The sequence below is a fragment of the Pseudoalteromonas translucida KMM 520 genome (genome assembly GCF_001465295.1).
GTDB lineage: Bacteria > Pseudomonadota > Gammaproteobacteria > Enterobacterales > Alteromonadaceae > Pseudoalteromonas > Pseudoalteromonas translucida.
In genome coordinates this window covers 1,905,494-1,929,556 of the sequence record NZ_CP011034.1, presented here as the reverse complement: position 1 = coordinate 1,929,556, position 24,063 = coordinate 1,905,494, and the positions used below count along the sequence as shown (strand labels likewise).

At 39.5% G+C, this 24,063-nt stretch carries 24 protein-coding genes and 2 tRNA genes; 13 read left to right on the top strand and 13 right to left on the bottom strand.

Annotated elements, in window-relative coordinates; genetic code table 11:
• The first annotated feature begins 251 nt into the window (after window positions 1-251).
• A complete protein-coding gene (nhaD, locus tag PTRA_RS09010; protein WP_058373526.1) occupies window positions 252-1,688 on the top strand; it encodes a sodium:proton antiporter NhaD in 1,437 nt (478 codons plus the stop codon).
• A gap of 350 nt (window positions 1,689-2,038) precedes the next feature.
• Window positions 2,039-3,415 (top strand): NAD(P)-binding domain-containing protein, encoded by a 1,377-nt coding sequence (locus tag PTRA_RS09005; RefSeq protein ID WP_058373525.1) that lies wholly within the window; start codon window positions 2,039-2,041, stop codon window positions 3,413-3,415.
• 82 nt (window positions 3,416-3,497) lie between these two features.
• Here the strand turns inward: PTRA_RS09005 and PTRA_RS09000 are convergent, their stop codons facing one another.
• Complete coding sequence (locus tag PTRA_RS09000) at window positions 3,498-5,345, bottom strand: ABC transporter ATP-binding protein (RefSeq protein WP_058373524.1); 1,848 nt, start codon at window positions 5,343-5,345, stop codon at window positions 3,498-3,500.
• A gap of 173 nt (window positions 5,346-5,518) precedes the next feature.
• On the bottom strand, window positions 5,519-6,316 hold the full coding sequence (locus PTRA_RS08995; protein WP_058373523.1) for a spermidine synthase: 798 nt from the start codon (window positions 6,314-6,316) through the stop codon (window positions 5,519-5,521).
• A gap of 195 nt (window positions 6,317-6,511) precedes the next feature.
• Here PTRA_RS08995 and PTRA_RS08990 point away from each other — a divergent pair, with 195 nt between their 5' ends.
• Both PTRA_RS08990 and PTRA_RS08985 read left to right on the top strand, forming a co-directional pair.
• Complete coding sequence (locus tag PTRA_RS08990; RefSeq protein WP_058373522.1) at window positions 6,512-7,930, top strand: M28 family metallopeptidase; 1,419 nt, start codon at window positions 6,512-6,514, stop codon at window positions 7,928-7,930.
• Window positions 7,931-8,055: 125 nt separating this feature from the next.
• Window positions 8,056-8,502, top strand: a complete 447-nt coding sequence (locus tag PTRA_RS08985; protein ID WP_058373521.1) for a DUF4826 family protein — start codon at window positions 8,056-8,058, stop codon at window positions 8,500-8,502.
• A gap of 62 nt (window positions 8,503-8,564) precedes the next feature.
• Here the strand turns inward: PTRA_RS08985 and PTRA_RS08980 are convergent, their stop codons facing one another.
• The 5 genes from PTRA_RS08980 to mnmA form a co-directional block, all read right to left on the bottom strand.
• Entirely contained in the window at window positions 8,565-9,032 is a 468-nt protein-coding gene (locus PTRA_RS08980; protein WP_058373520.1) for a GNAT family N-acetyltransferase, read from the bottom strand.
• 9 nt (window positions 9,033-9,041) lie between these two features.
• Window positions 9,042-10,187: a ribosomal protein uL16 3-hydroxylase gene (locus tag PTRA_RS08975; RefSeq protein ID WP_058373519.1), complete on the bottom strand. Its 1,146-nt coding sequence runs from the start codon at window positions 10,185-10,187 to the stop codon at window positions 9,042-9,044.
• Between the two features lie 89 nt (window positions 10,188-10,276).
• A complete protein-coding gene (gene purB, locus PTRA_RS08970; protein WP_058373518.1) occupies window positions 10,277-11,647 on the bottom strand; it encodes an adenylosuccinate lyase in 1,371 nt (456 codons plus the stop codon).
• A 31-nt stretch (window positions 11,648-11,678) separates the two neighbouring features.
• Window positions 11,679-12,281: a high frequency lysogenization protein HflD gene (gene hflD, locus PTRA_RS08965; RefSeq protein ID WP_058373517.1), complete on the bottom strand. Its 603-nt coding sequence runs from the start codon at window positions 12,279-12,281 to the stop codon at window positions 11,679-11,681.
• Window positions 12,281-13,381 (bottom strand): tRNA 2-thiouridine(34) synthase MnmA, encoded by a 1,101-nt coding sequence (gene mnmA, locus PTRA_RS08960; RefSeq protein ID WP_058373516.1) that lies wholly within the window; start codon window positions 13,379-13,381, stop codon window positions 12,281-12,283. The genes hflD and mnmA overlap by 1 nt, the downstream gene beginning before the upstream one ends.
• 310 nt (window positions 13,382-13,691) lie before the next feature.
• On the opposite strand from mnmA, the gene PTRA_RS08955 reads away from it, so the two are divergent.
• On the top strand, window positions 13,692-14,963 hold the full coding sequence (locus PTRA_RS08955) for a sensor domain-containing diguanylate cyclase (protein WP_058373515.1): 1,272 nt from the start codon (window positions 13,692-13,694) through the stop codon (window positions 14,961-14,963).
• 65 nt (window positions 14,964-15,028) lie between these two features.
• Here the strand turns inward: PTRA_RS08955 and PTRA_RS08950 are convergent, their stop codons facing one another.
• Genes PTRA_RS08950 through PTRA_RS08925 form a run of 6 tightly spaced genes read right to left on the bottom strand, consistent with a single transcriptional unit; the run spans window position 15,029 to window position 17,759 of the window.
• A complete protein-coding gene (locus tag PTRA_RS08950) occupies window positions 15,029-15,712 on the bottom strand; it encodes a pseudouridine synthase (RefSeq protein ID WP_058373514.1) in 684 nt (227 codons plus the stop codon).
• Window positions 15,712-16,041 carry a TusE/DsrC/DsvC family sulfur relay protein gene (locus tag PTRA_RS08945; RefSeq protein ID WP_058373513.1) on the bottom strand — a complete coding sequence of 110 codons (330 nt, stop codon included), beginning with the start codon at window positions 16,039-16,041 and terminating at the stop codon, window positions 15,712-15,714. Before PTRA_RS08945 ends, PTRA_RS08950 begins: the two co-directional genes overlap by 1 nt.
• Window positions 16,042-16,044: 3 nt before the next feature.
• Window positions 16,045-16,311 (bottom strand): sulfurtransferase complex subunit TusB, encoded by a 267-nt coding sequence (tusB, locus tag PTRA_RS08940; protein WP_058374574.1) that lies wholly within the window; start codon window positions 16,309-16,311, stop codon window positions 16,045-16,047.
• A 20-nt stretch (window positions 16,312-16,331) separates the two neighbouring features.
• A complete protein-coding gene (gene tusC / locus PTRA_RS08935; protein ID WP_058373512.1) occupies window positions 16,332-16,688 on the bottom strand; it encodes a sulfurtransferase complex subunit TusC in 357 nt (118 codons plus the stop codon).
• Window positions 16,685-17,038, bottom strand: a complete 354-nt coding sequence (gene tusD / locus PTRA_RS08930; protein WP_011328362.1) for a sulfurtransferase complex subunit TusD — start codon at window positions 17,036-17,038, stop codon at window positions 16,685-16,687. Before tusD ends, tusC begins: the two co-directional genes overlap by 4 nt.
• Before the next feature lie 55 nt (window positions 17,039-17,093).
• Window positions 17,094-17,759 carry a Bax inhibitor-1/YccA family protein gene (locus PTRA_RS08925; RefSeq protein ID WP_041454448.1) on the bottom strand — a complete coding sequence of 222 codons (666 nt, stop codon included), beginning with the start codon at window positions 17,757-17,759 and terminating at the stop codon, window positions 17,094-17,096.
• A 251-nt stretch (window positions 17,760-18,010) separates the two neighbouring features.
• Between PTRA_RS08925 and PTRA_RS08920 the strand changes: the two genes are divergently transcribed.
• From PTRA_RS08920 to nhaC, 8 genes are all read left to right on the top strand, one after another.
• A tRNA-Ser gene (locus PTRA_RS08920) sits at window positions 18,011-18,101 on the top strand.
• Between the two features lie 101 nt (window positions 18,102-18,202).
• Window positions 18,203-18,293: transfer RNA gene (locus PTRA_RS08915), tRNA-Ser, on the top strand.
• Window positions 18,294-18,462: 169 nt separating this feature from the next.
• Window positions 18,463-18,843, top strand: a complete 381-nt coding sequence (locus PTRA_RS08910) for a hypothetical protein (RefSeq protein ID WP_058373511.1) — start codon at window positions 18,463-18,465, stop codon at window positions 18,841-18,843.
• A gap of 128 nt (window positions 18,844-18,971) precedes the next feature.
• Window positions 18,972-19,430, top strand: a complete 459-nt coding sequence (locus PTRA_RS08905) for a GAF domain-containing protein (protein ID WP_011328359.1) — start codon at window positions 18,972-18,974, stop codon at window positions 19,428-19,430.
• Window positions 19,430-19,708, top strand: coding sequence for a hypothetical protein (locus tag PTRA_RS08900; RefSeq protein ID WP_011328358.1), 279 nt, complete (start codon window positions 19,430-19,432; stop codon window positions 19,706-19,708). The genes PTRA_RS08905 and PTRA_RS08900 overlap by 1 nt, the downstream gene beginning before the upstream one ends.
• Window positions 19,709-19,723: 15 nt before the next feature.
• Window positions 19,724-20,362 (top strand): RNA chaperone ProQ, encoded by a 639-nt coding sequence (gene proQ / locus PTRA_RS08895; protein WP_058373510.1) that lies wholly within the window; start codon window positions 19,724-19,726, stop codon window positions 20,360-20,362.
• Window positions 20,363-20,388: 26 nt separating this feature from the next.
• Window positions 20,389-22,413, top strand: coding sequence for a carboxy terminal-processing peptidase (gene prc, locus PTRA_RS08890; RefSeq protein WP_058373509.1), 2,025 nt, complete (start codon window positions 20,389-20,391; stop codon window positions 22,411-22,413).
• A 160-nt stretch (window positions 22,414-22,573) separates the two neighbouring features.
• Window positions 22,574-24,058 carry a Na+/H+ antiporter NhaC gene (nhaC, locus tag PTRA_RS08885; protein ID WP_058373508.1) on the top strand — a complete coding sequence of 495 codons (1,485 nt, stop codon included), beginning with the start codon at window positions 22,574-22,576 and terminating at the stop codon, window positions 24,056-24,058.
• Window positions 24,059-24,063 lie beyond the last annotated feature (5 nt).

The following is a 24,063-nucleotide window of genomic DNA, read 5'->3' as shown; positions in this document are numbered from 1 at the left end:
TTTGTGTAGTTAAACTATAAAAATCAAAGCTTGCCATAATCACTATTCATACACTGTATTTACAATATAGCAACCATCTATGCATATATAGACCTCAGTACAATAGCCACTTGGTAATGCTGTGCTATTTTATTGTGGTGAAAAAATAATAACCAATAAATACTCACCAAAATGCGTATCAATAAAGCAGAACAATTGCTTTATTGTAATTAAAGCCAGCTGATTTATGTAATTAAAACAGGAAATATAAAATGAAGAGTTTGCTACGGGGGTTCAACATAGTATGTATTGCTATGTTGTTTTTTTGCTCGCCAGTTTGGGCTGCGCAAGGGCAGTTAGATTTAACATCATCGAATATTGGTTGGTTGTGTATTGGTATATTTTTTATTGCTTATACCGTGGTTATGCTCGAGGAAAAGCTACATTTAAGAAAGTCGAAACCAGTATTGGTTGCAGCAGGATTAATTTGGATATTAATAGGTGCCTATTACGTTAGCCATGATATTACTGAACTTACCGAAACTGCATTTAGGCATAATTTACTTGAGTTTGCCGAGCTTATGCTCTTTTTACTAGTCGCTATGACCTACATAAATGCGCTAGAAGAAAGAGGAGTATTTGATGCATTACGCGCTTGGATGATCCGCAAAGGCTTTAACTATAAAAATTTATTTTGGATAACCGGTTTTTTAGCATTTTTTATCTCCCCGATTGCCGACAACCTTACCACCGCGTTATTAATGTGTGCAGTAGTAATGAAAGTTGCCGAAGGTGATAAGCCATTTATAAACATTAGCTGTATTAATATTGTTATAGCGGCTAATGCGGGCGGCGCATTTAGCCCCTTTGGCGATATAACCACGCTAATGGTGTGGCAAGCTGGATTGGTGCATTTTAACGAGTTTTTAGTGTTGTTTTTACCTGCTTTAGTTAATTACCTAGTGCCTGCAGCCATTATGAGCTTTTATGTTGCCGATAAGCACCCAACCGCACAATACGAAGCGGTTGAGCTAAAGCGCGGCGCCGTGCGAATATTAGTGTTGTTTTTACTTACCATAGCCACTGCAGTTGCTTGCCATAGCTTTTTAAACTTGCCGCCAGTATTAGGTATGATGATGGGGCTAGGCTATTTACAGTTTTTTGGGTATTTTTTAAGAATGACTTTACCAGGATCGCTGGCTCGCAAAAGAGCACATGCAGAGCAGTTAGGCGATCAAGAACGATTAGCTAAATTAGGCAGTGTAGTGCCATTTGACGTGTTTAGTAGAGTGCAACGGGCAGAGTGGGACACGTTATTATTTTTTTACGGTATTGTTATGTGCGTGGGTGGCTTAGGGTTTTTAGGTTACTTAAACTTTATGTCTGAGATGCTATATGGCAATTGGTCTACTACAACGGCCAATATTTTTCTTGGGGTGATTTCTGCAGTGATCGATAATATACCGGTTATGTTTGCGGTGTTATCTATGGATCCTGAAATGTCGCATGGGCAATGGTTGCTGATCACATTAACTGCGGGGGTAGGCGGTAGTTTACTCTCGATTGGCTCGGCTGCGGGAGTCGCATTAATGGGGCAAGCGCGCGGCTACTATACTTTTTTTGGTCACCTAAAGTGGACGCCTGTGATTGCGTTAGGTTACGGGGCCAGCATAATGTTGCACTTATGGCTTAACGCATCATTATTTTAAAGGTGCCAGCAAACGCTATAAGCTATTTTTTATAACAGTAACAATTTTATAAAGCTTTAATTTAAGTATTAAATGGCGGCAAAAGCGAAGGAGCATAAACAGCCTCTTCGCTTTTTTATTACTTAAATTTAAGCCGTTATAAATTAACGGCTGAGTGCTTACTGATTATATTTTTTAAGCCAAATAAGTTGCGGTGACAATAGGCGGCTAGTTAATAAAATATTGATTTATTTTATGTTTTTTTAAAGGTAAATGTTATAAAAAAGAGTTTATTTTTATTGTGGCAAATAATTTGCATGAAAAAATGTTATAGTAAGGCTCGTATTAGCTATTAGGAGTCGACTTTTATAATGAAAAAAATTGCTATTTTGGGCGCAGGTCCAAGCGGTTTGGCACAATTACGTGCATTTGAAGCAGCTCGTTTAGCCGGTATTGAAAATTTACCGGAAGTTGTTTGTTACGAAAAACAAAATGATATTGGTGGCATGTGGAACTATACATGGCGCACTGGGCTAGACAGAAATGGTGAGCCGGTACATGGCAGTATGTATCGTTATCTTTGGTCTAACGGACCAAAAGAATGCTTAGAATTTGCTGATTATTCTTTTGAAGAACATTTTGGTAGACCTATTCCTTCGTATCCCCCTCGTGAAGTGCTTAAAGACTACATAATGGGGCGTATTAATAAGCAAGATATTCGTAAATACATTCGCTTTGAGTGCCCGGTTCGTTGGGTTACATTTGACGACGAAACACAAATGTTTACCGTAACGGTTATGAACCATAAAACCGGCGAGCAGGAAGTGAATGAGTTTGATTATGTTATTGTTGCTACAGGTCATTTCTCTACACCAAACATGCCTTATTTTGAAGGGCTAGAAGAGTATTCTGGTCGAGTATTACATGCTCATGACTTTAGAGATGCACTAGAATTTAAAGATTCAGAGGTTTTACTTATAGGCAGTAGCTACTCTGCCGAAGATATAGGTACGCAGTGTTATAAGTATGGCGCTAAATCGGTAACTATAAGCTACCGTACTAAAGCACTTGGCTATAATTGGCCAGACGGCATTGCAGAAATGCCACTTGTGACCCACTTTGAAGGGGATGTTGCGCACTTTATAGATGGCACCAGTAAGCGCTTTGATGCAGTGATTATGTGTACTGGGTATTTATTTCATTTTCCATTTTTACCTGATGAACTACGTTTACAAACACATAACTGTTTGTATCCGGCAAACTTATATAAGGGTGTTTTTTGGCAGCCAAACCCTAAGTTAGTTTATTTAGGCATGCAAGATCAGTACTTCACTTTTAATATGTTTGATGCGCAAGCATGGTATGTACGCGACGAAATTTTAGACAGAATAAAACTACCAGCATTAGCAGCACGACAAGAAGATGAAAAAAATTGGTTAGCTAAGTACGATGAAGTAACGAATGTTGAAGGCTCTATTGATTATCAAGCAGCTTATATTCGTGATTTAACTAATGCCACAGATTACCCTGAATTTGCAGTTGAAAAACAGGCAGATATTCTCAAAGAATGGCAAAAAGATAAACAACAAGACATTATGTGTTTTAGAGAAAAAGCATATCGCTCTACTTTAACAAACACCTTGGCACCTGAGCTTCCTGTGCCGTGGTTAGATGTGCTTGATGATTCATTAGAATACTTTTTAGAATTATCGGCTACTCACACTATAGAAAAAAGTAAAGCGAGCTAGCACGTAATAAAACAATATTAAACCATAACGCATTTTTCGTTATGGTTTAATATTTTAAGCTTGTTGTTAATATTTAAAACAACTATTCAACGCCAATAAACCCACCTGTTTGATGTGCCCAAAGTGCCGCGTAAATCCCATTTTTAGCAATTAACTCATCATGTGTGCCTTGCTCAACAACACCGCCGTTATCAAGTACGATAAGCCTGTCCATTTGCGCTATGGTTGACAGCCTGTGAGCAATAGCAATCACTGTTTTATCTGTCATTAAGTCATCAAGACTTGCTTGAATAGCGGCTTCTACTTCTGAGTCAAGCGCGCTGGTGGCTTCGTCGAGTATGAGAATAGGGGCGTTTTTAAGCAGTACGCGCGCAATAGCAATACGTTGGCGCTGCCCACCCGATAAGGTAACGCCACGCTCGCCTACTTGCGCGTCAAAGCCTTTATTACCTTTGCTGTCAACTAAGTCGGTTACAAACTCTAGGGCTTTAGCTTGCTTGGTGGCATCGATCATTTCGGCTTCTGTGGCATCTGGTCTGCCGTATAAAATGTTGTCTTTTACTGAGCGGTGCAGCAGGGAGGTGTCTTGAGTTACCATGGCAATGTAACGGCGTAAGCTTTCTTGGCTCACATCGGTAATGTTTTGGCCGTCAATTTTTATACTGCCAGAGTCGGTGTCGTAAAAGCGTAGTAGTAAATTAACTAGCGTTGATTTACCCGCGCCAGAGCGACCCACTAAGCCAATTTTTTCGCCAGCTTTAATATTTAAGTTTAAACCGTTAATAACCGGGCCACGTAAAGTTTCACTCGCTGCCTTGCCGTAGTTAAAGTGCACATTGTTAAATTCAATTGCACCTTGGCTAACGTTAAGCGTGCTGGCATTGGGTTTATCGGCTACTGCAATTGGATTAGAGAGGGTTTGCATGCCATCGGCTACGGTGCCAATATTTTCAAATAAGCTGCTTATTTCCCACATGATCCACTGCGCCATGCCGTTTAACCTAAGGGCTAAACTAACCGCAACGGCAATTGCTCCAGCGCTAATAGCACTTAGCGACCACAAGTAAAGTGATACCGCAGTGACCGAAAATACTAATAAGTAATTTAAAGTTTGAATAACAAAGTTAAGGCTGGTGACTAAGCGCATTTGCTTGTACACCGGCTGCAAAAAAACATCCATGCTTTGTTTTGCGTATTCTTCTTCGCGTTGGGTGTACGAAAATAGTTTAATGGTAGCAATGTTAGTGTAGCTGTCGACAATGCGGCCGGTCATTTCTGAGCGGGCATCGGCTTGTGAGGTAGCCACTTTTTTAAGACGCGGTACAAAGTAAAGTTGAATACAAATATACAAAACAAGCCAAACAAGTAAGGGCAACATTAAGCGCCAATCGGCCTCGGCTACTAAAAATAACATAGAGCCAAAATAAACGATTATGTACATTAATACATCGAGCAGTTTTGTTACTGCTTCGCGCACAGCCAGAGAGGTTTGTAATACCTTAGTGGCGATGCGTCCGGCAAATTCATTTTGATAAAAACTAACACTTTGGCGCAATAAATACCTATGCGCTAACCAGCGAATCGACATGGGGTAATTACCCAGTAATGCCTGGTGTAAAATTGCAGAATGAAAAAACACGACTACAGGCAGCACTACAAGGAGCATAAGGGCCATTTTTGTCAGCTCGGACTGCTGCTCTACAAAGAGTGTTTGTGGTGTATAAATTGCCAACCAATCAACTAGTTGCCCCATGTAGCTAAATAGCGATACTTCTAAAATAGCGAGCAAGGCGGCACTTAACGAGAGTAGTGCTAGCGACAGCCCCATGCCTTTGGTGTAATGAAGGCAAAACGCAAGCAGCGTATTAGGTGGCTGCGTTGGCTTATCTTGTGGGAACGGCTTAGTGATGCGCTCAAATAGTCGATACATTTTAATAGCTTAAATGGCAAGTAATTGCAGCTATCATAGCATTTATGTGTTTTTAAATGCAGCTTAGTAGAGGCTTAATTGCTCATACTCTAAGGTATAATTAATATTAGTAAGCATTAAAACAATACCAAGATTGTTATTAGCAGCCGTTATATGAGCAGACTCATTAATTTTTATACTGCTTCTATATGGTAAATAGTATTTATATTGCTATGTAAGTTTGGCGCTATGCTTTGCATTACTGTTGAGGCTTGTATTGCCTCTACCGTTATATGCTTTAACGAAAGGTTACTTAGTATAAGTACAATGTTTTTGTACTCGTTAAACTCTATAAGTGCAATACAGTTAAAGTAATGGCGCAACAGCACTAAAGTAGTTTGTAATTCTTGCCCTGTTTTAGGATTTAAGTTAATGATTACCTGGCCGCTTTTATCAATGCAGCGATTAATGGCGTGCCAAAACGACTCGCTTTGAATAAACGTTTGGTGGTGCTCGCCACTAAATATATCTATGTAAATTAGGTCGTATTGATGAGTACATTGACTAATAAATTGCTTAGCACATTGCAGGTGCACAGTATGATCACTGGGTAATTTAAAAAATTGTTTAGCGATACTTATAACATCGGGGTTTATTTCTACACTTTCAAACGTATCAATTAAATTACGGCGGCTAGATTCAATGTGTTTAAGTGCGCGCTCTATTGCTGCAGTGCCTAAGCCTAAATTTAAAATACGTAGCTCACTAACTGGGGCTAATAAGAATAACAACATGCTTTGATATATTGGTACATATAATAGTTCAGGCCGGGCTTTGCTCATTACTCCTTGAAAGGTAACGTCTAGCTGCGGATCGTTATTAAAAGTGAGCCATCTATAATCTTCATTTTGATAAACGCGTACCGGACCAAACTTACTGTCGGTATGATAGATTTGATTACTAAGCTTGGTATCGTTTTTTAATTGGCGCATAAAGTTTTTAATATATAAAGAAGCTAGTGTGGCATAAATAACTATATTACTAAATATTGTGGTTGCTAATTATCTGGCTTAATTAAACCTTTAATCTGTGCTTTAACTTACTTTTTTGTGGTGCCTACCGCAAAAGTATTGCGCAATAAGCTTACTTACGTAATGGTGATTATAATAAAAATAAGGAGCCATTAGATGCTTAAAACACCTTTTAAAATAACAACAAAATTACTTAGCGTGAGTACTCTTGCAACTGCTTGTTTTGTGGGTTTAACTTCGCAAGCATTGGCAGCGGGCGAGATTAAATACACTGACCAACAAAAATTGCATGTAATAGCCGGTGATATTTCAGCGCAGCGTATAGGTGGCGATATTCAAACGCTGGTGGATTTTGGTACGCGCCATACATTATCAGACACTAAATCGGATACCCGTGGTATTGGCGCAGCAAGGCGCTGGATAAAACAAGAGTTCGAAAAAATATCAGCACAATGCGGCGGCTGCCTCGAAATTATTGAAGTAAAAGACACTATATCGGGAGAAAAACGAATTCCTAATGCAACCGAAGTGGTTAATATTGTCGCTATTCAGCGCGGTATAAGCGAGCCTAACCGTATGGTAATAATGTCGGGCGATATAGACTCACGCGTAAGCGATGTGATGGACTTTACTAGTGATTCGCCAGGTGCTAACGATAACGCCTCGGGTGTAGCGGGCGTAATAGAGGCGGCGCGCGTATTGAGTAAGCATAAGTTTAATGGCTCTGTGGTATACGCGGCGCTGTCGGGCGAGGAGCAGGGTTTATTTGGTGGTAAAATTTTAACTGCTTATGCGCAAAAACACGATTGGCAAATACACGCAGTACTAAACAACGACATGATAGGCAATATTACCGGTGTTAATGGCGTAACCGATAACACCACAGCGCGGATATTTTCTGAAGGTACACGCGTAATAGAAACTAAAGAGCAAGCACGAACGCGTCGCTTTACCGGGGGCGAGGTTGACTCAGCTAGTCGTAACTTGGCGCGTTACATAGATACCATTGCCGACAGATATATTGCTAATTTAGACACTATGCTAGTTTACCGGTTAGACCGATTTGGCAGAGGCGGGCACCATAGACCCTTTAATGACGCGGGCTTTGCTGCAGTGCGTATTATGGAAACAAACGAGCATTACGATCGTCAGCATCAAGACTTACGCACTGAAAACGGCATTGAATATGGTGATACGATTAAAGGCGTTGATTTTGACTATGCAGCTAAATTAACCGCACTTAATGCTGTAAGTTTAGCGTCTATGGCGTGGGCTCCAGCGCCTCCTAAAGAAGTGAAAATAGCGGGTGCGGTAACGGCTAATACGCATTTGTCGTGGCAGGCATCTAAAGACAATAATATAACCGGTTATCGTATTTATTGGCGTTTTACCAGCGAGCCACAATGGCAGTTTAGTAAAACCGTAGGTAAGGTTACTCAAGCTACACTTAACAATGTAGTTATTGATAATTACTATTTTGGTGTTGCAGCCATCAATAAAGAGGGGATTGAGTCGCCAGTGGTATTTCCGGGGGATGTGGGCTCATTCGATCATAATATTAAATTAGTTAAGTAAAGCTTATAAATTTGGCTAAAAACCAAGCAAACAGCGGGTTTGAGGCCAAAAAATACTATTTTTGTACTTGCACCTTATTTGTTAAGCCCTTAAAGTGTTAAAAAAGAAGTAAAAGGTTATTAATAATGACACAACAAGAAAAAAAACCGTTAACAGCGCAAGAACAAACTCAAGTAGAGCAGCAAAATATATTATGGCAGCGTGAATGCTTTCAAAACGCACAAAAGCATTTAGCTGAAAAAGGCATTATGCCTAAAACGTTGATTGAAAAAGACAGTCGTTTTTTAGCCCCATTTTGTGCTCTATGGAAATTTAAGGCGCAAAACGGTAAAAACTATTGGGTAATTACAGGTCGTTTACCAACTGATCATGCCGAAGTGAGTGCTGCAAAAGATGCTCGCGATGCAATACGTTATTTTTCACTGCAATGGCAGCTAAAAGCCGATCAAATAATGCAAACTGGGGCGAGTGATAAAACCAAGGTTGATTTTGCCAACTTACTGATTAATCGTGCCCATGGTTTATACGAAATGCACGAAAATGAACAACTGTGGGCTAACGAGCCTAAATAAGTTTAATATGTTTGTATAACAAATTAAAAAAGCGAGCTACTTTGTTTATTGTAGCTCGCTTTTTAATGCGTTAACGTAAATGGACGAGTTTCAAAGCTGGTAACAGGGCACTGCATTCGTAGCTTTGCAATGCCGGCCTCCATGAAGACATTGCCTTGTTGGCTAAAGCCATTTTGTTTAAATAATTCCACTTCTTCTAAAATGCAGTTAGTACTCAGTACTTCAATATTTTGCTCTGCAGCAAGTGCAACAATAAAATTGAGTAGAGATTTGTAAACATTGCGATTGCGGTGAGCGGGTAATACAGCTATACGGCCTATAAGGCCATCGCTACACAGCCTGCCTGTGGCTACAGGAGACTGTGTATCGTTGGTAATACTGGTGACAAGAATATGTTGGGCAAGTGGGTCTAGGTTGTCAAATTCAATATGTTTAGGAATATGTAACTCATAAACAAATACACGCTCTCTTATTTGCTGCAGTAGCGCTTTTTGGCTGTGCCAATCGACCTGTTCTACCCGGTAGTCCATAATACACCTCTAATTGAACCAAATACCCTCATTAATCAGTGTAGTGAATATTTCAATAAAAACTAGGCTTGGTGCCGAGTTTTTTAGCTGTTGCGCATTAAAGCCTGTAAAATCAGTAAGTAACTTAACAGCATTTAAGTCACTATTTGGTACAGAGTAGTTTTCTCCATTAATACTTACTAATAATTCATTAGCTGTTTGCTGATATATAGCACGCGTTCCACCAAGGCGTTCAAAGCTTATGTCGTCACTGTTTATTGCATCGGCAATTTGCGCCGCATTAAACGGTTGCTCAACAGGCATTAAGTCCATATCGTGCTTTGGTTGGCTTAACGTTGTGCCAAGCCATTGTTTAAACAAGGTGTCGTCGTTAAGTAATGCTTGCATTAACACTTTTACTTTATCAACCTCAGTATCGCTTAGCTCGCCCTTAGAGTCCCTTAATGTAAGGTTGTGATCGGTGTAGCGCTTTTGTCCGCTTTCGGTATCAATAATATGATCGGCAAAGCTAGAGAGTAAATCTTGTTGATTTGGCGCTCTAAAACCCACCGAATAATTAAGGGCGTTTTCTACTGCATAACCTTCGTGTGGGCAACCTGGTGGAATATATAAAATATCGCCGGGTTCTAAAATACAATCAATAACCGCAGTAAACGCTTCTACTTGCAATAATGTTTTATTTTGGGTGAATTGTTTAAGGCTAGGATCTGGCAGGCCTACTCGCCAATGGCGTTTGCCTTCACCTTGAATAATAAATACATCGTATTGATCTAAATGCGGGCCAACACCACCTTTAGGGGTAGAGTAGCTGATCATTAAGTCATCTATACGCCAGTTTGGGATAAATCGAAACGGCTCTAGTAACTGTGCTGCATCGTTATGCCAATGATCAACCGCTTGTACTAATAAAGTAGAGTGTTGCTCTGTAAGCTGTTCAAAGGCTTCAAACGGCCCTTGGTGCGATTGCCATTCATTATTATGATTAGTAACAATGCGCGACTCTATGCTGTCTTCCATTGCAAGGCCTGCAAGTTCATTCGCATCAAGCGGGTCCTGAAAATTACTAAAACCTTGTTTAATTAAGAGTGGTTTTTTTTGCCAGAACTGAGTTAAAAACTCTTGCTCTGATAAGTCATTTATTTTTAATTGATACATACAGTGGCCCTACAAATTAGTGCAAGTGGTATTAAAACAAAAAAAGCGAAAGGAGACCTTTCGCTTTTTCATTGATTTTAGTTTAGTTATTAAACTAAATCATTAATAAACTCAACAGCGCGGCCAATATAATTAGCAGGTGTTAGTTTTTTCATTTCTACTTTAGCGTGCTCAGGAAGGTCTAAACCATCGATGAAGTCTGCCATTATTTCTTGGTTTACACGTTTGCCACGGGTTAAGTCTTTAAGCTTTTCGTATGGTTTTTCGATACCGTACTTACGCATAACTGTTTGAATTGGCTCTGCTAGCAGTTCCCAGTTTTGATCAAGCTCTTCTAATAAACGTTGCTCGTTTACTTCAAGCTTACTTACACCTTTAAGTGTTGATTGGTATGCAATAAGTGCATAACCCATACCTACACCTAAATTACGTAATACCGTTGAGTCGGTAAGGTCACGTTGCCAGCGAGAGACAGGCAGCTTTTGTGCAAGGTGAGAAAAAATAGCATTTGCTAAACCTAAGTTACCTTCTGAGTTTTCAAAATCAATAGGGTTAACTTTATGTGGCATTGTTGATGAGCCAATTTCGCCAGCAATGGTTTTTTGCTTAAAGTGATTAAGGGCAATGTAACCCCACATGTCACGGTCAAAATCGAGCAGTATTGTGTTAAAACGGGCAATAGCATCAAAAAGCTCAGCAATGTAGTCATGCGGTTCAATTTGTGTAGTAAACGGGTTTAGAGTTAAACCAAGGCTTGATACAAATTTGTCTGCATGTGTGTGCCAATCGTAATCTGGGTATGCACTAAGGTGAGCGTTGTAGTTACCTACAGCACCGTTAACTTTACCTAGCATTTCTACTTGTGCAATTTGGTCGCGTTGACGTTTTAAGCGCATGTATACGTTAGCAAACTCTTTACCCATAGTAGACGGTGTAGCAGGTTGTCCGTGCGTACGTGTCATCATAGGGATTGTTTTGTACTCAATCGCTTTTTCTTTAATTGCGCTAAGTAACTGATCGCAATATGGTAGTAATACATTATTGCGTGCTTCAGTTAGCATTAAACCATGAGATAGGTTGTTAATGTCTTCAGAGGTACATGCAAAATGAATAAATTCGTTAATTGCATGAAGCTCTGCGTTATCGGCTACTTTTTCTTTTAGAAGGTATTCAACCGCTTTAACGTCGTGATTTGTTGTGCGTTCAATATCTTTAACGCGCTGTGCATCAGCTTCGCTGAAGTTATCAACAATGGCGTTTAGTAATGCATTAGCTTGTTCGCTAAATGCAGGGACTTCTTTAATATCGCTCGCTGCAGCTAACGCTTGCAACCAACGCACTTCAACGGTTACGCGGTATTTGATTAGGCCAAATTCGCTGAAAATACTGCGTAGTTCAGTGGTTTTGCTGCCGTAGCGACCATCCACTGGAGAGATAGCCGTTAACGCTGAAAGCTCCATAATAACTCCTAAATTTTAGTTTGAACGATAATTAAATTTTTGCTTTAGCAATGGCGATTATTTTTCTTTTTGCAAAGAAAAAGTGACGGCGTTTACCGCCCATTTGTCGCCATAAAACTGCACTTCTAATGCCGGCTAATAATAATGCGCGGATTTTATTTTGAGTGAGCTGCTGCTTTAGTAACTCAGGTTTACCATAAACCTGTATACGGTGCCCAAGGGGGCTTAGCACCGTTGAGTATATATCCGCTAAACCGGCGACAACGCTCTCGTCGGTTATAGCAAAATGATCTAAACGTCGATGAATGTCATCAATACGTTTACCTAATTCGTTTAAGCTTTTGTCGTTTGCACTCAAGGCACGTTCTAGCTGCATTAAACCACCGACGTATTTTACAATTTCAACATCTTTTTGCGCGCCAGCACTTAGCTGTGCCAATAATGTTTTGTAGCCATCGCGTAGGTTATCTGTGCCTTGGTATACATCCTCTGGCGATGCAGGTGAGGTTTGAATAATACTCGAAAGTAGTATTTCTAAATCGTGTTCATTATTATTGCCGTATTGAGCAACTTTTTGAACTTGTTTAGCAACTTGGCACATGGCGGCAAGCGCCATGACTTGGTGTTCATTCATTACTTAATCACCGAATCAATAATACCACCACCTAAACACACATCTTCTGCGTAAAATACGGCAGATTGACCTGGAGTAACGGCTTTTTGTGGCTCGTCGAATAATACGCGTGCCATGCCGTCTTCGCCCACAAGTAGCGTACAGCTTAAATCTTCTTGGCGGTAACGGGTTTTAACTGTGCAGCGAGTAGTGCCTTTAGGGCCAATACGGTCAACCCAGTGCAATTGGTTAGCATTAAGGCCATTACTGTATAGGCGAGGGTGATCTTTACCTTGGCCAACAATAAGTACATTTCGCTCAAGGTCTTTATCTACTACATACCATGGCTCGCCTGAGCCTTCTTTCATACCACCAATTAGTAAGCCTTTGCGTTGGCCTAGGGTGTGGTACATTAATCCTTCGTGCTCGCCTACATTGTTACCATCAGTGTCTTCGATAACACCGGGTTGGGCAGGTAAAAACTTTTGTAAAAAGTCTTTAAATTTGCGCTCACCAATAAAACATATACCTGTGCTGTCTTTTTTATCATGAGTAATTAAGTCTTGCTCTTCAGCTATGCGGCGCACTTCTGGCTTAGCAATATCGCCAACGGGAAATAATGTTTGGCCAATATGTTCGTGGCTAAGCGTGTATAAAAAGTAGCTTTGATCTTTATTATCATCTAACCCGCGGCACATAACGTATTTGTTATCGCGTAGTTCGCGGCGCACATAATGGCCGGTGGCAATAAAGTCGGCGCCTAATGCTTGGGCAGCAAATTCTAAAAAGGCTTTAAACTTAATTTCTTTATTGCACATTATATCTGGATTAGGGGTGCGACCAGCTTTGTATTCAGCTAAAAAGTACTCAAATACGTTATCCCAATACTCAGCAGCAAAGTTAACTGTATGCAGTTCAATACCGAGTTTATCGCAAACTGCTTGCGCGTCTTTTAAATCATCAGCTGCGGCGCAATATTCATCATTGTCGTCTTCTTCCCAGTTCTTCATAAACAGGCCTTCTACCTGATAGCCTTGTTGCTTTAACAAATATGCAGATACAGAAGAATCAACACCGCCGGACATACCTACGATGACTTTAATGTGACTATTTTCGCTCATGAATAATTTCGCTTATACAGATTACTGTTATTAATAACATCTTGGAAAGGCCGCGATTATAGCATGTATTTAAGCAGCGCTTAAAGAGGCTTAGCCGTAATGCAGTGCTTTTGTAGTTATTTTTATAGCGCCAGCAAAACGTTTTTGTTATTTGTAGCAAGCCAAATAAATATAAATAGTAAATAAGTGTGAATATTAACTGTGTAATAGTAGGAGCCGTTATAGCTTTGTATTGCTTTATAGTGTTATATTTAAGCGTAATTACTTAGTAATTAAAAGTTATTATAAATATACTCAATGGAATGAATGTATGAATTATGCCTCTCACGTTAATAGAGTAAAATCTTTTATTGTAGATTACTCAAAAAAAACCGATATAAGTGAGTTGCTCAACAACCCGTTGAGTGAACTTAAAGAAACAGCTTATTATTTGTTTGATGAATTGATCACAATAACCCCCCCTATTTTTTTTCAAGAACCACATCCTATTGTTGAGTTATTTAAATTAATTGAACAGTCGTTGAGCCCTAATCTAAAAATAGAAAAAGCATTATTAGAGCATTTAGAAACATGGTGGGTTGAATGGCACTTTGTAGCGACTATGAATGCCAAATTACTTAACGAACATAACGACCCACAACAAAAATATTTAAATGCTCACACGCATCACCCTATGCGTAATCACGAGCTGAGCCATTATGCAAAATTATTTACAGTGCTTCCTATGCCTATTTGTAATGTGTGCGTTGAAACGGGTGATATATTAAAAGTTAATCAGCGGTATATTGATGTATTTGGTTTTACTATAAATGATACGCCCAATGTAGATGTCTGGTGGGAAAAAGCCTACCCAGATATAGATAAAAGAAATACCGCTCGGGCATTATGGAGCGCGTCGCTTGTACAAGCCGAAAGTAATAAAGGCGATATTCCTGCAAACGACTACCAAATAACCTGCAAAAATGGTGAACAAGTCGTTATGCAGGTATCGGGTATTAGTATTGGTAACGAGTTTTTGATTGTTTTTAATGACGCCACTGAGCGGATTAAAGCACATGAGATTTTAAGCGAAATGGCGTTTTTAGATTCGTTAACCAAAATTGCCAATAGGCGCCGCTTTGATGAAAAAATTGTTGATGAATACTCTCGTGTTAAATTAGCAAATTGTCAGCTTTCACTCATTATAATTGATATTGATAACTTCAAAAACTTTAACGACCGTTACGGGCACATTGCAGGCGATAATTGCCTACACGCTGTGGCACAAAAACTTGCCGATACAGTGAGCCGTCCAGAGGATTTTGTTGCCCGTTATGGGGGCGAAGAGTTTGTTGTATTACTACCACAAACAGATAAACAAGGGGCGTTATTTGTGGCTGAGCAAATTCAAAAAGCAATTGAAATGCTGGCAATTGTGCATGAAGATAGCTTTACAGGGTATTTATCAGTAAGCATGGGAATTAATACTGTTAATCATCATCAGTGTGATGATCATTTAACATTTATTCAAGCTGCCGATGATGCTCTTTACTATGCAAAAAACCAAGGGCGTAATTGTATTGCGCTAAGCCCAGGCAAATAGCTTAAACGCTAATTTAAAGTTAATAATGGCTTATAAATTAGCGATTGCAGGTTGGTTTACATCAGTTAGGTATGCTCTATACCTGTAAGCACTTTATACTCGCCGTTATTAATGCCATCTAGGGTATATTTACCAATACTATAGCGAATTAAGCGCAAAGTAGGGTGGCCAATATGAGCTGTCATGCGCCTAACTTGGCGGTTACGCCCTTCACTTATTGTTATGCTGAGCCAAGTTGTAGGTATTAATTTTCGCTCTCTTACTGGCGGGTTACGCGCCCATACTGTTGGCTCCCTGATGATGCTCACTTTAGCGGGTAATGTAAGGCCATCTTTTAATTCTACGCCTTTACATAATGCAGCAATTGACTCTGAGCTTGGCTCACCTTCGACCTGAACCCAATAAGTTTTACTGGTTTTTTTACCCGGTGCGGTTAGGGTGTTTTGTAATTTACCGCAATTGGTGAGCAGTAATAAACCTTCACTGTCTCTGTCGAGTCTGCCTGCAGCGTAAACTTCTTTTATAGGAATAAATTCAGCAAGGGTTTTTCTGTTGGCATCATCAGTAAATTGACATAAAACGTCGAAAGGCTTATTAAATAAGACTATTTTTATATCTTGTGCAGCTATTGCTGGTTTTATTTCTCTTTTTGAAGCGACGCTTTTTAGCGCGCTGCGAGAATAGGTTCTGCCAGTATTACGTTTGGGTTTAGCTGTGTACTCTTGCTTATTAGCTGACTTATTATTCATTATATGCACCTGGCAGGTTTTGGTAAGCCGGCAATTTTAGTCGCTTGTTTTGCCGGGCCTTTAGGAAATAGTTTATATAAATATAGGCTATTACCTTTATCTTCACCGAGCGCTTTAGCCATCGCTTTTACCAGCATTCTAATAGCGGGGCTGGTGTTGTATTCAAGGTAAAAGTTGCGCACAAAGTTAATTACTTCCCAATGCTGCTCAGTTAAATTAATGTTTTCTTGCTGTGCAATAATGGGCGCTAATTCTTTTGACCATAAAGTATGGTCAAGTAAATAACCTTGTTTGTCTGTTTCAAGCTGTTGGTTGTTAATTTCAAGCATAAGTTACCAGGTAATAGATTGATTGGTTGATAAGCTAAGGGTTACAAATTCGTCATAGCTAATTACTTTATCGTTATCATTAAGTTTAATAGCGCGGGCACTCGCATCAGGCGCTAAAATAAACAATGAGTCGGCAAATTGTCGATACTGTTTTACTGCATAACAGGCATCCCCAACTAGAAGTACAATATCGGTTGCTTGAATTAGGTTTTCTAATCGATTTGCGCTGTAGTAGCTAAGGGGTTTAGAAAATATATGTAAGGTGCTCAAAGCATTAGTTTGTAGGTTACTCATAGGTTCACCACATGTTGCTGGGTTTTAATTAGCGTTTTTTGCTGATCAAAGTTTAGTGCTTGCACATCTAACAATAAATCATTTTTGTTTAGGCCATAATCGAGCAGTGACTTTTCGCAGACGTAAATATTTTCAACGTCATAAATTTCTAATGTTTTAATGTTTTTAAAAAAATCTTTTATACCCAGCATATTTGGTTGTTGTTGCTTTTTTAATGCCAGTACAGCTGGGCCACTAAATAGCCAACTGATATTCTGATCGACAGCTGCAAATATGAGGGTCATGTCTAGGGCGTCGCGAATATGCAAGTCATCAAAAGGGCTGCATTGGCTCATTACGAGTACGTTAATCATTTAAACTGTATCCATTTGTCGGCATCACTAGCAAGCATGGCAAATTCAGCAAGCCCAGCAACATTAAACACATTGGTGTGTTTAATGTCTAAACCCCGTTTTTCAGCGGCGGTTACACATAACATTAAATTAATTTTTTGATCGGCTAATTGCTGCCATAACATCGGAATTTGTAGCTCATCAGTGGGAAGATCAAAGTGGTTTGATGCATGATAAACCCCTTGCTGATATAAAAATATAGCGTCTATGGTGTGTCCTTGCGCTAAGCAAGCGTGCGCAAATTTAACTAAACGCTGCGTAGTATCGTGATCAGAGGGTGGAGTATGTAAAGACAAGACGAAACGCGACAAAATTATTCCAAAAAAAAAGCCCCAATTAAGGGGCTATTTTAACAGAACTTTTTAATTAGTCATTATTTGCGCCAAGTAGAGCAAGTAATGAAGTAAATAAGTTATATACACTTAGGTAAAGTGACACAGTTGCGCGAATATAATTTGTTTCGCCACCGTTAATAATACGGCTGGTATCAAATAAAATTAAACCAGACATAATTAATACCACTGCAGCATTAAGTACCATAAACATCAGTGAACTACCGATGAAAATATTAACAATACTTGCCACAATAACAACGATTAAACCAACCGTTAAAAAGCCACCCATAAATGAGAAGTCTTTTTTAGTGTTAAGTGCATAAGCCGATAAACCAAAAAATATCAGCGCGGTAGAGCCCAGCGCTTGCATAATTAGCATAGGGCCGTTAGGCATTTCTGCATAGTGGTTAAGCATTGGGCCAAGGCCTGCGCCCATTAAGCCGGTAAAAGCAAATACCCAAAATACACCAGATGCAGTTTCTGCTTTTTTATTTACTACAAATAATAAGCCGAACGAGACAAGTGTGAACACTAATCCCATAAAGTATGGTAATTGTAGTGCCATTGAAATACCCGCTGTAACAGCGCTAAATGCGAGTGTCATAGCAAGTAATAGGTAGGTGTTTTTAAGCACCTTGTTTGTTTCAATGGTAGACATTACCGGTTTAGCGGTATTGTACGATTGATTAAACGCCATTGTAGAGCTCCTGTGGTTGAAACTGAGTAGTTCCGATAATTTAACTAAATTTAGATTAACAACTCTTATATGTTTGGGCAAACCTTTGTAGTTCAATAGAGTGAAATATTTAAATAAAAGTTCAATTACAATTAATAAAGAATGTTTTTGCTTTAACTTTAAACAAATTAGTTGTTTTTTAATCACTTAAACAATTAATTTAAAATAAAGCTTCACAAACCTCTGCGCTTTCCCTATTATTCAGGCCGTGCGGAGAGATGGCAGAGTGGTCGAATGCACCGGTCTTGAAAACCGGCATGGGTTTATAGCCCATCTAGGGTTCAAATCCCTATCTCTCCACCACTTATTTAACAAATAAATGGTGTTATGGTTTTTAAAATCAATAGTTCTTATTTATTTAAAATAGTTAAAAATACACTTTTATTTTTAACTATAGCAGTATCGGAGAGATGGCAGAGTGGTCGAATGCACCGGTCTTGAAAACCGGCATGGGTTTATAGCCCATCTAGGGTTCAAATCCCTATCTCTCCACCATAATTAACAAAACAGCCCGCTTAATTAGCGGGCTTTTTTGTGCCTCATATAAAATAGCGCGTTTGTTTTGCAAGCATAAATTACGACCATAGTCTCTATTTATAAGCGACTCCGCTTAGGGCATGCTTATATTATTGAGGCTTATGTTTGTATATTTAAGGATTTTACGATGAAACATCAACTTGCAAAAAGTGTCGGGCTTTCATTGCTCTCCCCAATCATTATTGGTGGTATGTTGGGTATTTATTATGGCCTTGCTATGAATGGCGACTTTTTATCAATATTTTTTCAATTATTGATGACGGCAATAGCAAACGCACATATTGTAGGGTTAACGATGGCCGCATTTGTAGTGCCAGGTTACTTACTTATGTTTAAGTACGCTAAAGTAAATTATTCAGGGGTTTTAACGCTTGGTTTATTAGGCGGCGCTATTTTTAGTTACTTACTTAGTGCTACTACGGGCGAGATATTTTTAATAAATAGTGTGATGTCTGGGTTTGCTGCAGGGCTGTTTTTGTTTGGGCTGCGTAAAACCGCAAAAAAATAATCGTAGCATTATTAAGCAAGCATGCTGATAAAGCGTGCATTTTCCTTTTTTTTAGCCGCAAAAGGTTTCAATTTTTCACGACAAAGAGTACCTTTAGCTACTGTATGTTTAATAAGAAGTAGTTTGGTATGCAAAAGCACGATTTTTACCAGTCATTAGTTAAGCAAACGCAATCGCTGATAGGCGGTGAATCGAATGTAATTGCTAATATGGCAAATATAAGCGCGCTGTTATTTACCTCATTAGATGATGTAAATTGGGCGGGCTTTTATTTTATGGATTCACCTACCGAATTAGTGCTTGGTCCGTTTCAAGGTAACCCAGCTTGCATTCGAATTCCGGTAGGAAAGGGTGTATGTGGAACCGCTGCCGCAACCGGACAAACACAATTAATAGAAGATGTTCACGCTTTTGATGGGCATATAGCCTGTGATGCAGCGTCAAACTCTGAAGTAGTTGTACCTATCATGAAAGCTGGTAAAGTATTTGCTGTACTTGATATAGATAGCCCAAGTATTAGCCGATTTGATACTGACGATCAAGCGGGTCTTGAAGCATTAGTAAAATGCTTAGAGGCAAGCCTATAATGAAAGACTTGCTAAATGTTCAAGACTACCTTTTTGCCGTACAAGATGTGGGCGATTGGGAAGGCGATGAAGAACATGTAGCGGAAACGCTCAATGATTTGATTCATATTGCTTGGGATCGTCTACCAGACGAAGCCGAGTGTGAATTTATCGATGAAACAATTAATGGTATTTGGGAACACCTTCGTGGTGATATGGCTGTAATTGAGGCCGACTTCGAAGAATTGGTCGACTGGGTAATACACTATGTTGATTCGTCCCTTGATGAAAAGATGTGAAAAATAGGTTCTAAAATGGAAACCACAAACAAGCTAAAAGATATGAACGAAGTGTTGGAATTTTTATATCAAGAATTTCCGCAGTGTTTTAAACAAAAAGACGGTATCAAACCGCTTAAAGTCGGTATTTTTAAAGATATTGCTGAGCGTATTGAAGGGTCTGAAAAAGTAAGCAAGACTCAAGTGCGTCAAGCGCTTAGAAAATACACGTCTAACTGGCGTTATTTAGAAGCTGTGACTAAGTCAGAGTTTCGTATTGATATTGATGGTAATCAAGCTGAAAAAGTTGAGCAAGAGCATATCGACCATGCACAAAAAGCATTGGAAGAAAGCCGCGCTAAAATGGCTAAACGCAAAAAGCAGCAACGTCCGCGTCAAGATGCAGATGCAAAATCTTTCAAAAAGAAACCTGCTCATGCTGCTAAAAATGCTACTTCAGCAGATAAAACAGCTAAAGCCGCACCGGTTAAGCGTTCAGGAAAAATTGAACCTTTACCAGCAAGTGAGGTCAAGGTTAATAATAAGGTTAAGGTTAAACTTGGCCAAGCACTTGTTAATGCAATAATCACTGAAGTGAACAAAGACGACGTTCATGTTGAATTAGTGACTGGTATGCAAGTTAAAACCAAAGCTGACAGCTTATACATTATTTAAGCTGAAAATAAATTAAGGAGTTGTGTATGAGTAAAAAGTTTACGCTCATTCCGTTAGTTGCTGCCCTGTTTTCAGGTTCATTATTTGCTGCCGTTGAAGCCGTTACGTTAAAAGACTTACCGTTGCTCAAGCAAGAAAGTCAACATGCTACAGCCAGCAAACGAGTGGTTAACTTATTTACTCGTTCACACTATACACCGGTGCGATTTAACGATGAGCTTTCAAGTAAAGTGTACGATCGTTATATCGAATCCCTTGATTTTAATAAAAGTGTATTCTTAGCCAGCGATATTGCGTCATTTGAGCAATATCGTAATGGCTTTGATAACGCATTGGTAACCGGCAAGTTAGGCTTTACTTTTGATATTTTTAATCTAAGCCTTAAACGTCGCTTTGAGCGTTACGATTACTCGCTTTCATTACTTGAAAATGAGATGACGTTTGATAAACAAGATGAATACTTTTTTGATCGAGAAGATGCCGCCTGGGTAACTACCCAAGACGAACTTGATGAAATATGGCGTGAGCGTGTTAAATATGACGCACTACGCTTAAAAATGACCGGTAAAGATTGGGAAGGAATAAAGGATGTACTTGTTAAACGCTATAAAAATGCACAAAAGCGTTTAGTACAATCAAAACCTGAAGATGCCTTTCAAATAGTAATGAACTCGCTTGCACGCAGTATAGAGGCGCATACCTCTTATTTATCGCCGCGCCGAGCAGAGCAATTCAAGATGGATATGGACCTAGAGCTTGAAGGCATAGGTGCAGTATTAAGCCCAGACGAAGACTATACCGTTATTCGCAGTTTAGTACCGGGTGGTCCTGCCGATAAATCACAACAAATTAAAGCCGATGACCGCATTATTGGCGTTGCCCAAGACGGTAAAGAGTTTGTTGATGTGATAGGTTGGCGCTTAGATGACGTGGTTGATTTAATTAAAGGCCCTAAAGGTACAAAAGTACGTTTACAGTATCTTAAAGGCGCTGATGCGCACGGTACGCCTAAAATAGTTGAAATAACCCGAGATAAAATACGCCTAGAAGACAGAGCAGCCAAATCTGAAGTGTTTGAAGCACAGTATTCCGATTTAACCAGTAAAATTGGCGTTATTGAAATACCTGGCTTTTATAATAACTTGTCGCAAGATGTAAAAGTTGAACTGGCTAAACTAAAAGAAGCCAAGGTAGACGGTGTTATTATAGATTTACGCCAAAACGGTGGTGGTTCTTTATACGAGGCAACACAGCTTTCGGGATTGTTTTTCGACCAAGGCCCGGTGGTGCAAATTCACACTCTTAATAATCGTATCGAAGAGCAAAAAGACCGTGATGGTATAACCTATTACGATGGCCCGTTAACTGTTTTAGTAGACAGATACAGTGCATCTGCTTCTGAAATTTTTGCAGCAGCGATACAAGATTATGGCCGCGGTATTGTGATTGGCGAGCAAACATTTGGTAAAGGGACTGTACAACAACACAAAGGCTTAGGGCGAGCGTACGACCTGTACGACAACGAACTTGGCAGTGTGCAGTACACTATTGCTAAGTTTTACCGCATAAATGGTGGTAGCACACAACACAAAGGCGTTATTCCTGATATTTCGTTTCCATCTGCAATCGATCCCGCAGAGTGGGGAGAAAGCAAACAAGATAATGCACTGCCGTGGGATAGCATAGTACGCGCTAGATACCAAGAAATGGGTGACTTAAAACCGATTATTACGTATTTAGATAAGCAACATGCGCAGCGCATCCAGTCAGAGCCAGAGTTTAATTATGTATTTGAAGACATTACTCGCTACAACGAAGAGAAAGACCGCAAAACTATTTCGTTAGTAGAAGCTCAGCGTATTAAAGAAAAAGATGAAAATGAAGCACGCGCCTTAGTGCGTACTAATGAGCGTTTAGCGCGTTTAGGTGAAAAACCAATCGAAAATCTAGATGATGTGCCTGAAGTAATTGAAAAGCTGGATCCATTTTTAGAGGAAGCAGCCCTGATCACTCAAGACTATATTAAATACGGGCGTATAGCCAAAAAGTAATAATTGGTTTTACCTCTATAAAAAAAGGCGCAATTGCGCCTTTTTTGCTACCCATAATTTACAAGATTGTTATAATCGCTGATTACACAAAGTTGAGCTAGATCAATGTTGCTCGATTAATGCGCGGTATGTGCTAAGAAGAATAATTAACATGCATTAGATGTGTGTAGGAGTCTTTATCTTGAAATCATTAGAAGAAAAACCAATAAAACCCGCCTCGTTTTTTGATGCACTCATTCCAATCTCAGTTCTCATTTGTTTACTTGGTGCGGCTGTTTATCTATTTGGTGATAATTCCTCTTCTGGGCCAAATCAAATAGCCTTGTTATTTGCTACTTTTGCAGCAGCATTAATAGGTCTAAAAAATGGCTACAATTGGAAAAAACTAGAAGATGCGATGATTGAAGGGATCACCTTGTCGTTAGGGGCTATCTTAATTTTACTTATGGTAGGTGCGTTAATAGGCACATGGTTGCTTTCGGGCACAGTACCTACGCTAATTTACTACGGCTTACAGGTTATTAATCCGAGTTGGTTTTATGCAGCCAGTTGTTTAATTTGTGGCATTGTTGCAATGAGCATTGGTAGTTCGTGGACCACGGCGGCTACAATAGGTGTGGCTTTATTAGGCGTAGCTACAGGCTTAGGGTTAGAGCAAACAGTAACAGCTGGTGCGGTTATATCGGGCGCGTATTTTGGCGACAAGCTTAGCCCACTATCAGAAACTACTAATTTAGCACCTGCTGTTGTGGGAGCAGATTTATTTGAACATATTCAACATATGCTGTGGACTACAGTACCGAGCTTTGTGATTGCCTTAATAATCTTTATATTTATGGGTTTTAACGCGACTGCATCGAGTGAAGCTGGGCGTATTGATGAAATTACTGCTATTTTGCAGCAAAACTTTAATATTGGTTTAGAAATGCTAGTGCCTTTAATTGTACTTTTGGTACTTGCGATACGCAAAATGCCAGCGTTTCCAGCTATATCTATAGGTGCGGTACTTGGCGCTGTGTGGGCTGTGTTGTTTCAATCTGATTTAATTGCCAGCCAAATAGATATAAGCCAAGGCCAGCTAGTAGGTTACTTTAAATTAATTTGGACCACCTTTTTTGATGGTTTTAGCATTAGTACCCAAGACGACAATATGGATGCACTCCTCAGTGGTGGCGGTATGTCAGGTATGCTTACAACAACCTGGCTAATTATGACGGCACTGATGTTTGGCGCTATTATGGAAAAAACGGGGCTGTTAGATGTGTTTGTTAAGAGTATTCTTAAAATCGCAAAAAGCACAGGTTCGTTAATCACTGCAACTATAGCGACTTGTATTGGTACAAACGTCATTGCGGCGGATCAATATATTGCTATTGTGGTACCGGGGCGGATGTTTAAAGAAGAATACGCAAACCGTGGTTTAAAACCGGTTAATTTATCGCGTACCTTAGAAGATGGCGGCACAATTACCAGCCCGCTGATCCCATGGAATACCTGTGGTGCCTATATGCAAAGCGTGTTGCTGATCAATCCATTTGACTATGCACTGTATGCTTTCTTTAATTTAATTAACCCTGTATTGGCAATTATTTACGCTTATTTAGGTATTAAAATATTACGTATTAAACCAAAACAGACTGCTTAATTTAA

What these genes read in the sequence shown, in the direction of transcription:
- nhaD (WP_058373526.1), top strand. Translation starts at nt 252, where the DNA reads ATGAAGAGTTTGCTACGGGGGTTCAACATAGTATGTATTGCTATGTTG.
- PTRA_RS09005 (WP_058373525.1), top strand. Translation starts at nt 2,039, where the DNA reads ATGAAAAAAATTGCTATTTTGGGCGCAGGTCCAAGCGGTTTGGCACAA.
- PTRA_RS09000 (WP_058373524.1), bottom strand. Translation starts at nt 5,345, where the DNA reads ATGTATCGACTATTTGAGCGCATCACTAAGCCGTTCCCACAAGATAAG.
- PTRA_RS08995 (WP_058373523.1), bottom strand. Translation starts at nt 6,316, where the DNA reads ATGCGCCAATTAAAAAACGATACCAAGCTTAGTAATCAAATCTATCAT.
- PTRA_RS08990 (WP_058373522.1), top strand. Translation starts at nt 6,512, where the DNA reads ATGCTTAAAACACCTTTTAAAATAACAACAAAATTACTTAGCGTGAGT.
- PTRA_RS08985 (WP_058373521.1), top strand. Translation starts at nt 8,056, where the DNA reads ATGACACAACAAGAAAAAAAACCGTTAACAGCGCAAGAACAAACTCAA.
- PTRA_RS08980 (WP_058373520.1), bottom strand. Translation starts at nt 9,032, where the DNA reads ATGGACTACCGGGTAGAACAGGTCGATTGGCACAGCCAAAAAGCGCTA.
- PTRA_RS08975 (WP_058373519.1), bottom strand. Translation starts at nt 10,187, where the DNA reads ATGTATCAATTAAAAATAAATGACTTATCAGAGCAAGAGTTTTTAACT.
- purB (WP_058373518.1), bottom strand. Translation starts at nt 11,647, where the DNA reads ATGGAGCTTTCAGCGTTAACGGCTATCTCTCCAGTGGATGGTCGCTAC.
- hflD (WP_058373517.1), bottom strand. Translation starts at nt 12,281, where the DNA reads ATGAATGAACACCAAGTCATGGCGCTTGCCGCCATGTGCCAAGTTGCT.
- mnmA (WP_058373516.1), bottom strand. Translation starts at nt 13,381, where the DNA reads ATGAGCGAAAATAGTCACATTAAAGTCATCGTAGGTATGTCCGGCGGT.
- PTRA_RS08955 (WP_058373515.1), top strand. Translation starts at nt 13,692, where the DNA reads ATGAATTATGCCTCTCACGTTAATAGAGTAAAATCTTTTATTGTAGAT.
- PTRA_RS08950 (WP_058373514.1), bottom strand. Translation starts at nt 15,712, where the DNA reads ATGAATAATAAGTCAGCTAATAAGCAAGAGTACACAGCTAAACCCAAA.
- PTRA_RS08945 (WP_058373513.1), bottom strand. Translation starts at nt 16,041, where the DNA reads ATGCTTGAAATTAACAACCAACAGCTTGAAACAGACAAACAAGGTTAT.
- tusC (WP_058373512.1), bottom strand. Translation starts at nt 16,688, where the DNA reads ATGATTAACGTACTCGTAATGAGCCAATGCAGCCCTTTTGATGACTTG.
- PTRA_RS08925 (WP_041454448.1), bottom strand. Translation starts at nt 17,759, where the DNA reads ATGGCGTTTAATCAATCGTACAATACCGCTAAACCGGTAATGTCTACC.
- PTRA_RS08910 (WP_058373511.1), top strand. Translation starts at nt 18,463, where the DNA reads ATGAAACATCAACTTGCAAAAAGTGTCGGGCTTTCATTGCTCTCCCCA.
- PTRA_RS08905 (WP_011328359.1), top strand. Translation starts at nt 18,972, where the DNA reads ATGCAAAAGCACGATTTTTACCAGTCATTAGTTAAGCAAACGCAATCG.
- PTRA_RS08900 (WP_011328358.1), top strand. Translation starts at nt 19,430, where the DNA reads ATGAAAGACTTGCTAAATGTTCAAGACTACCTTTTTGCCGTACAAGAT.
- proQ (WP_058373510.1), top strand. Translation starts at nt 19,724, where the DNA reads ATGGAAACCACAAACAAGCTAAAAGATATGAACGAAGTGTTGGAATTT.
- prc (WP_058373509.1), top strand. Translation starts at nt 20,389, where the DNA reads ATGAGTAAAAAGTTTACGCTCATTCCGTTAGTTGCTGCCCTGTTTTCA.
- nhaC (WP_058373508.1), top strand. Translation starts at nt 22,574, where the DNA reads ATGTGTGTAGGAGTCTTTATCTTGAAATCATTAGAAGAAAAACCAATA.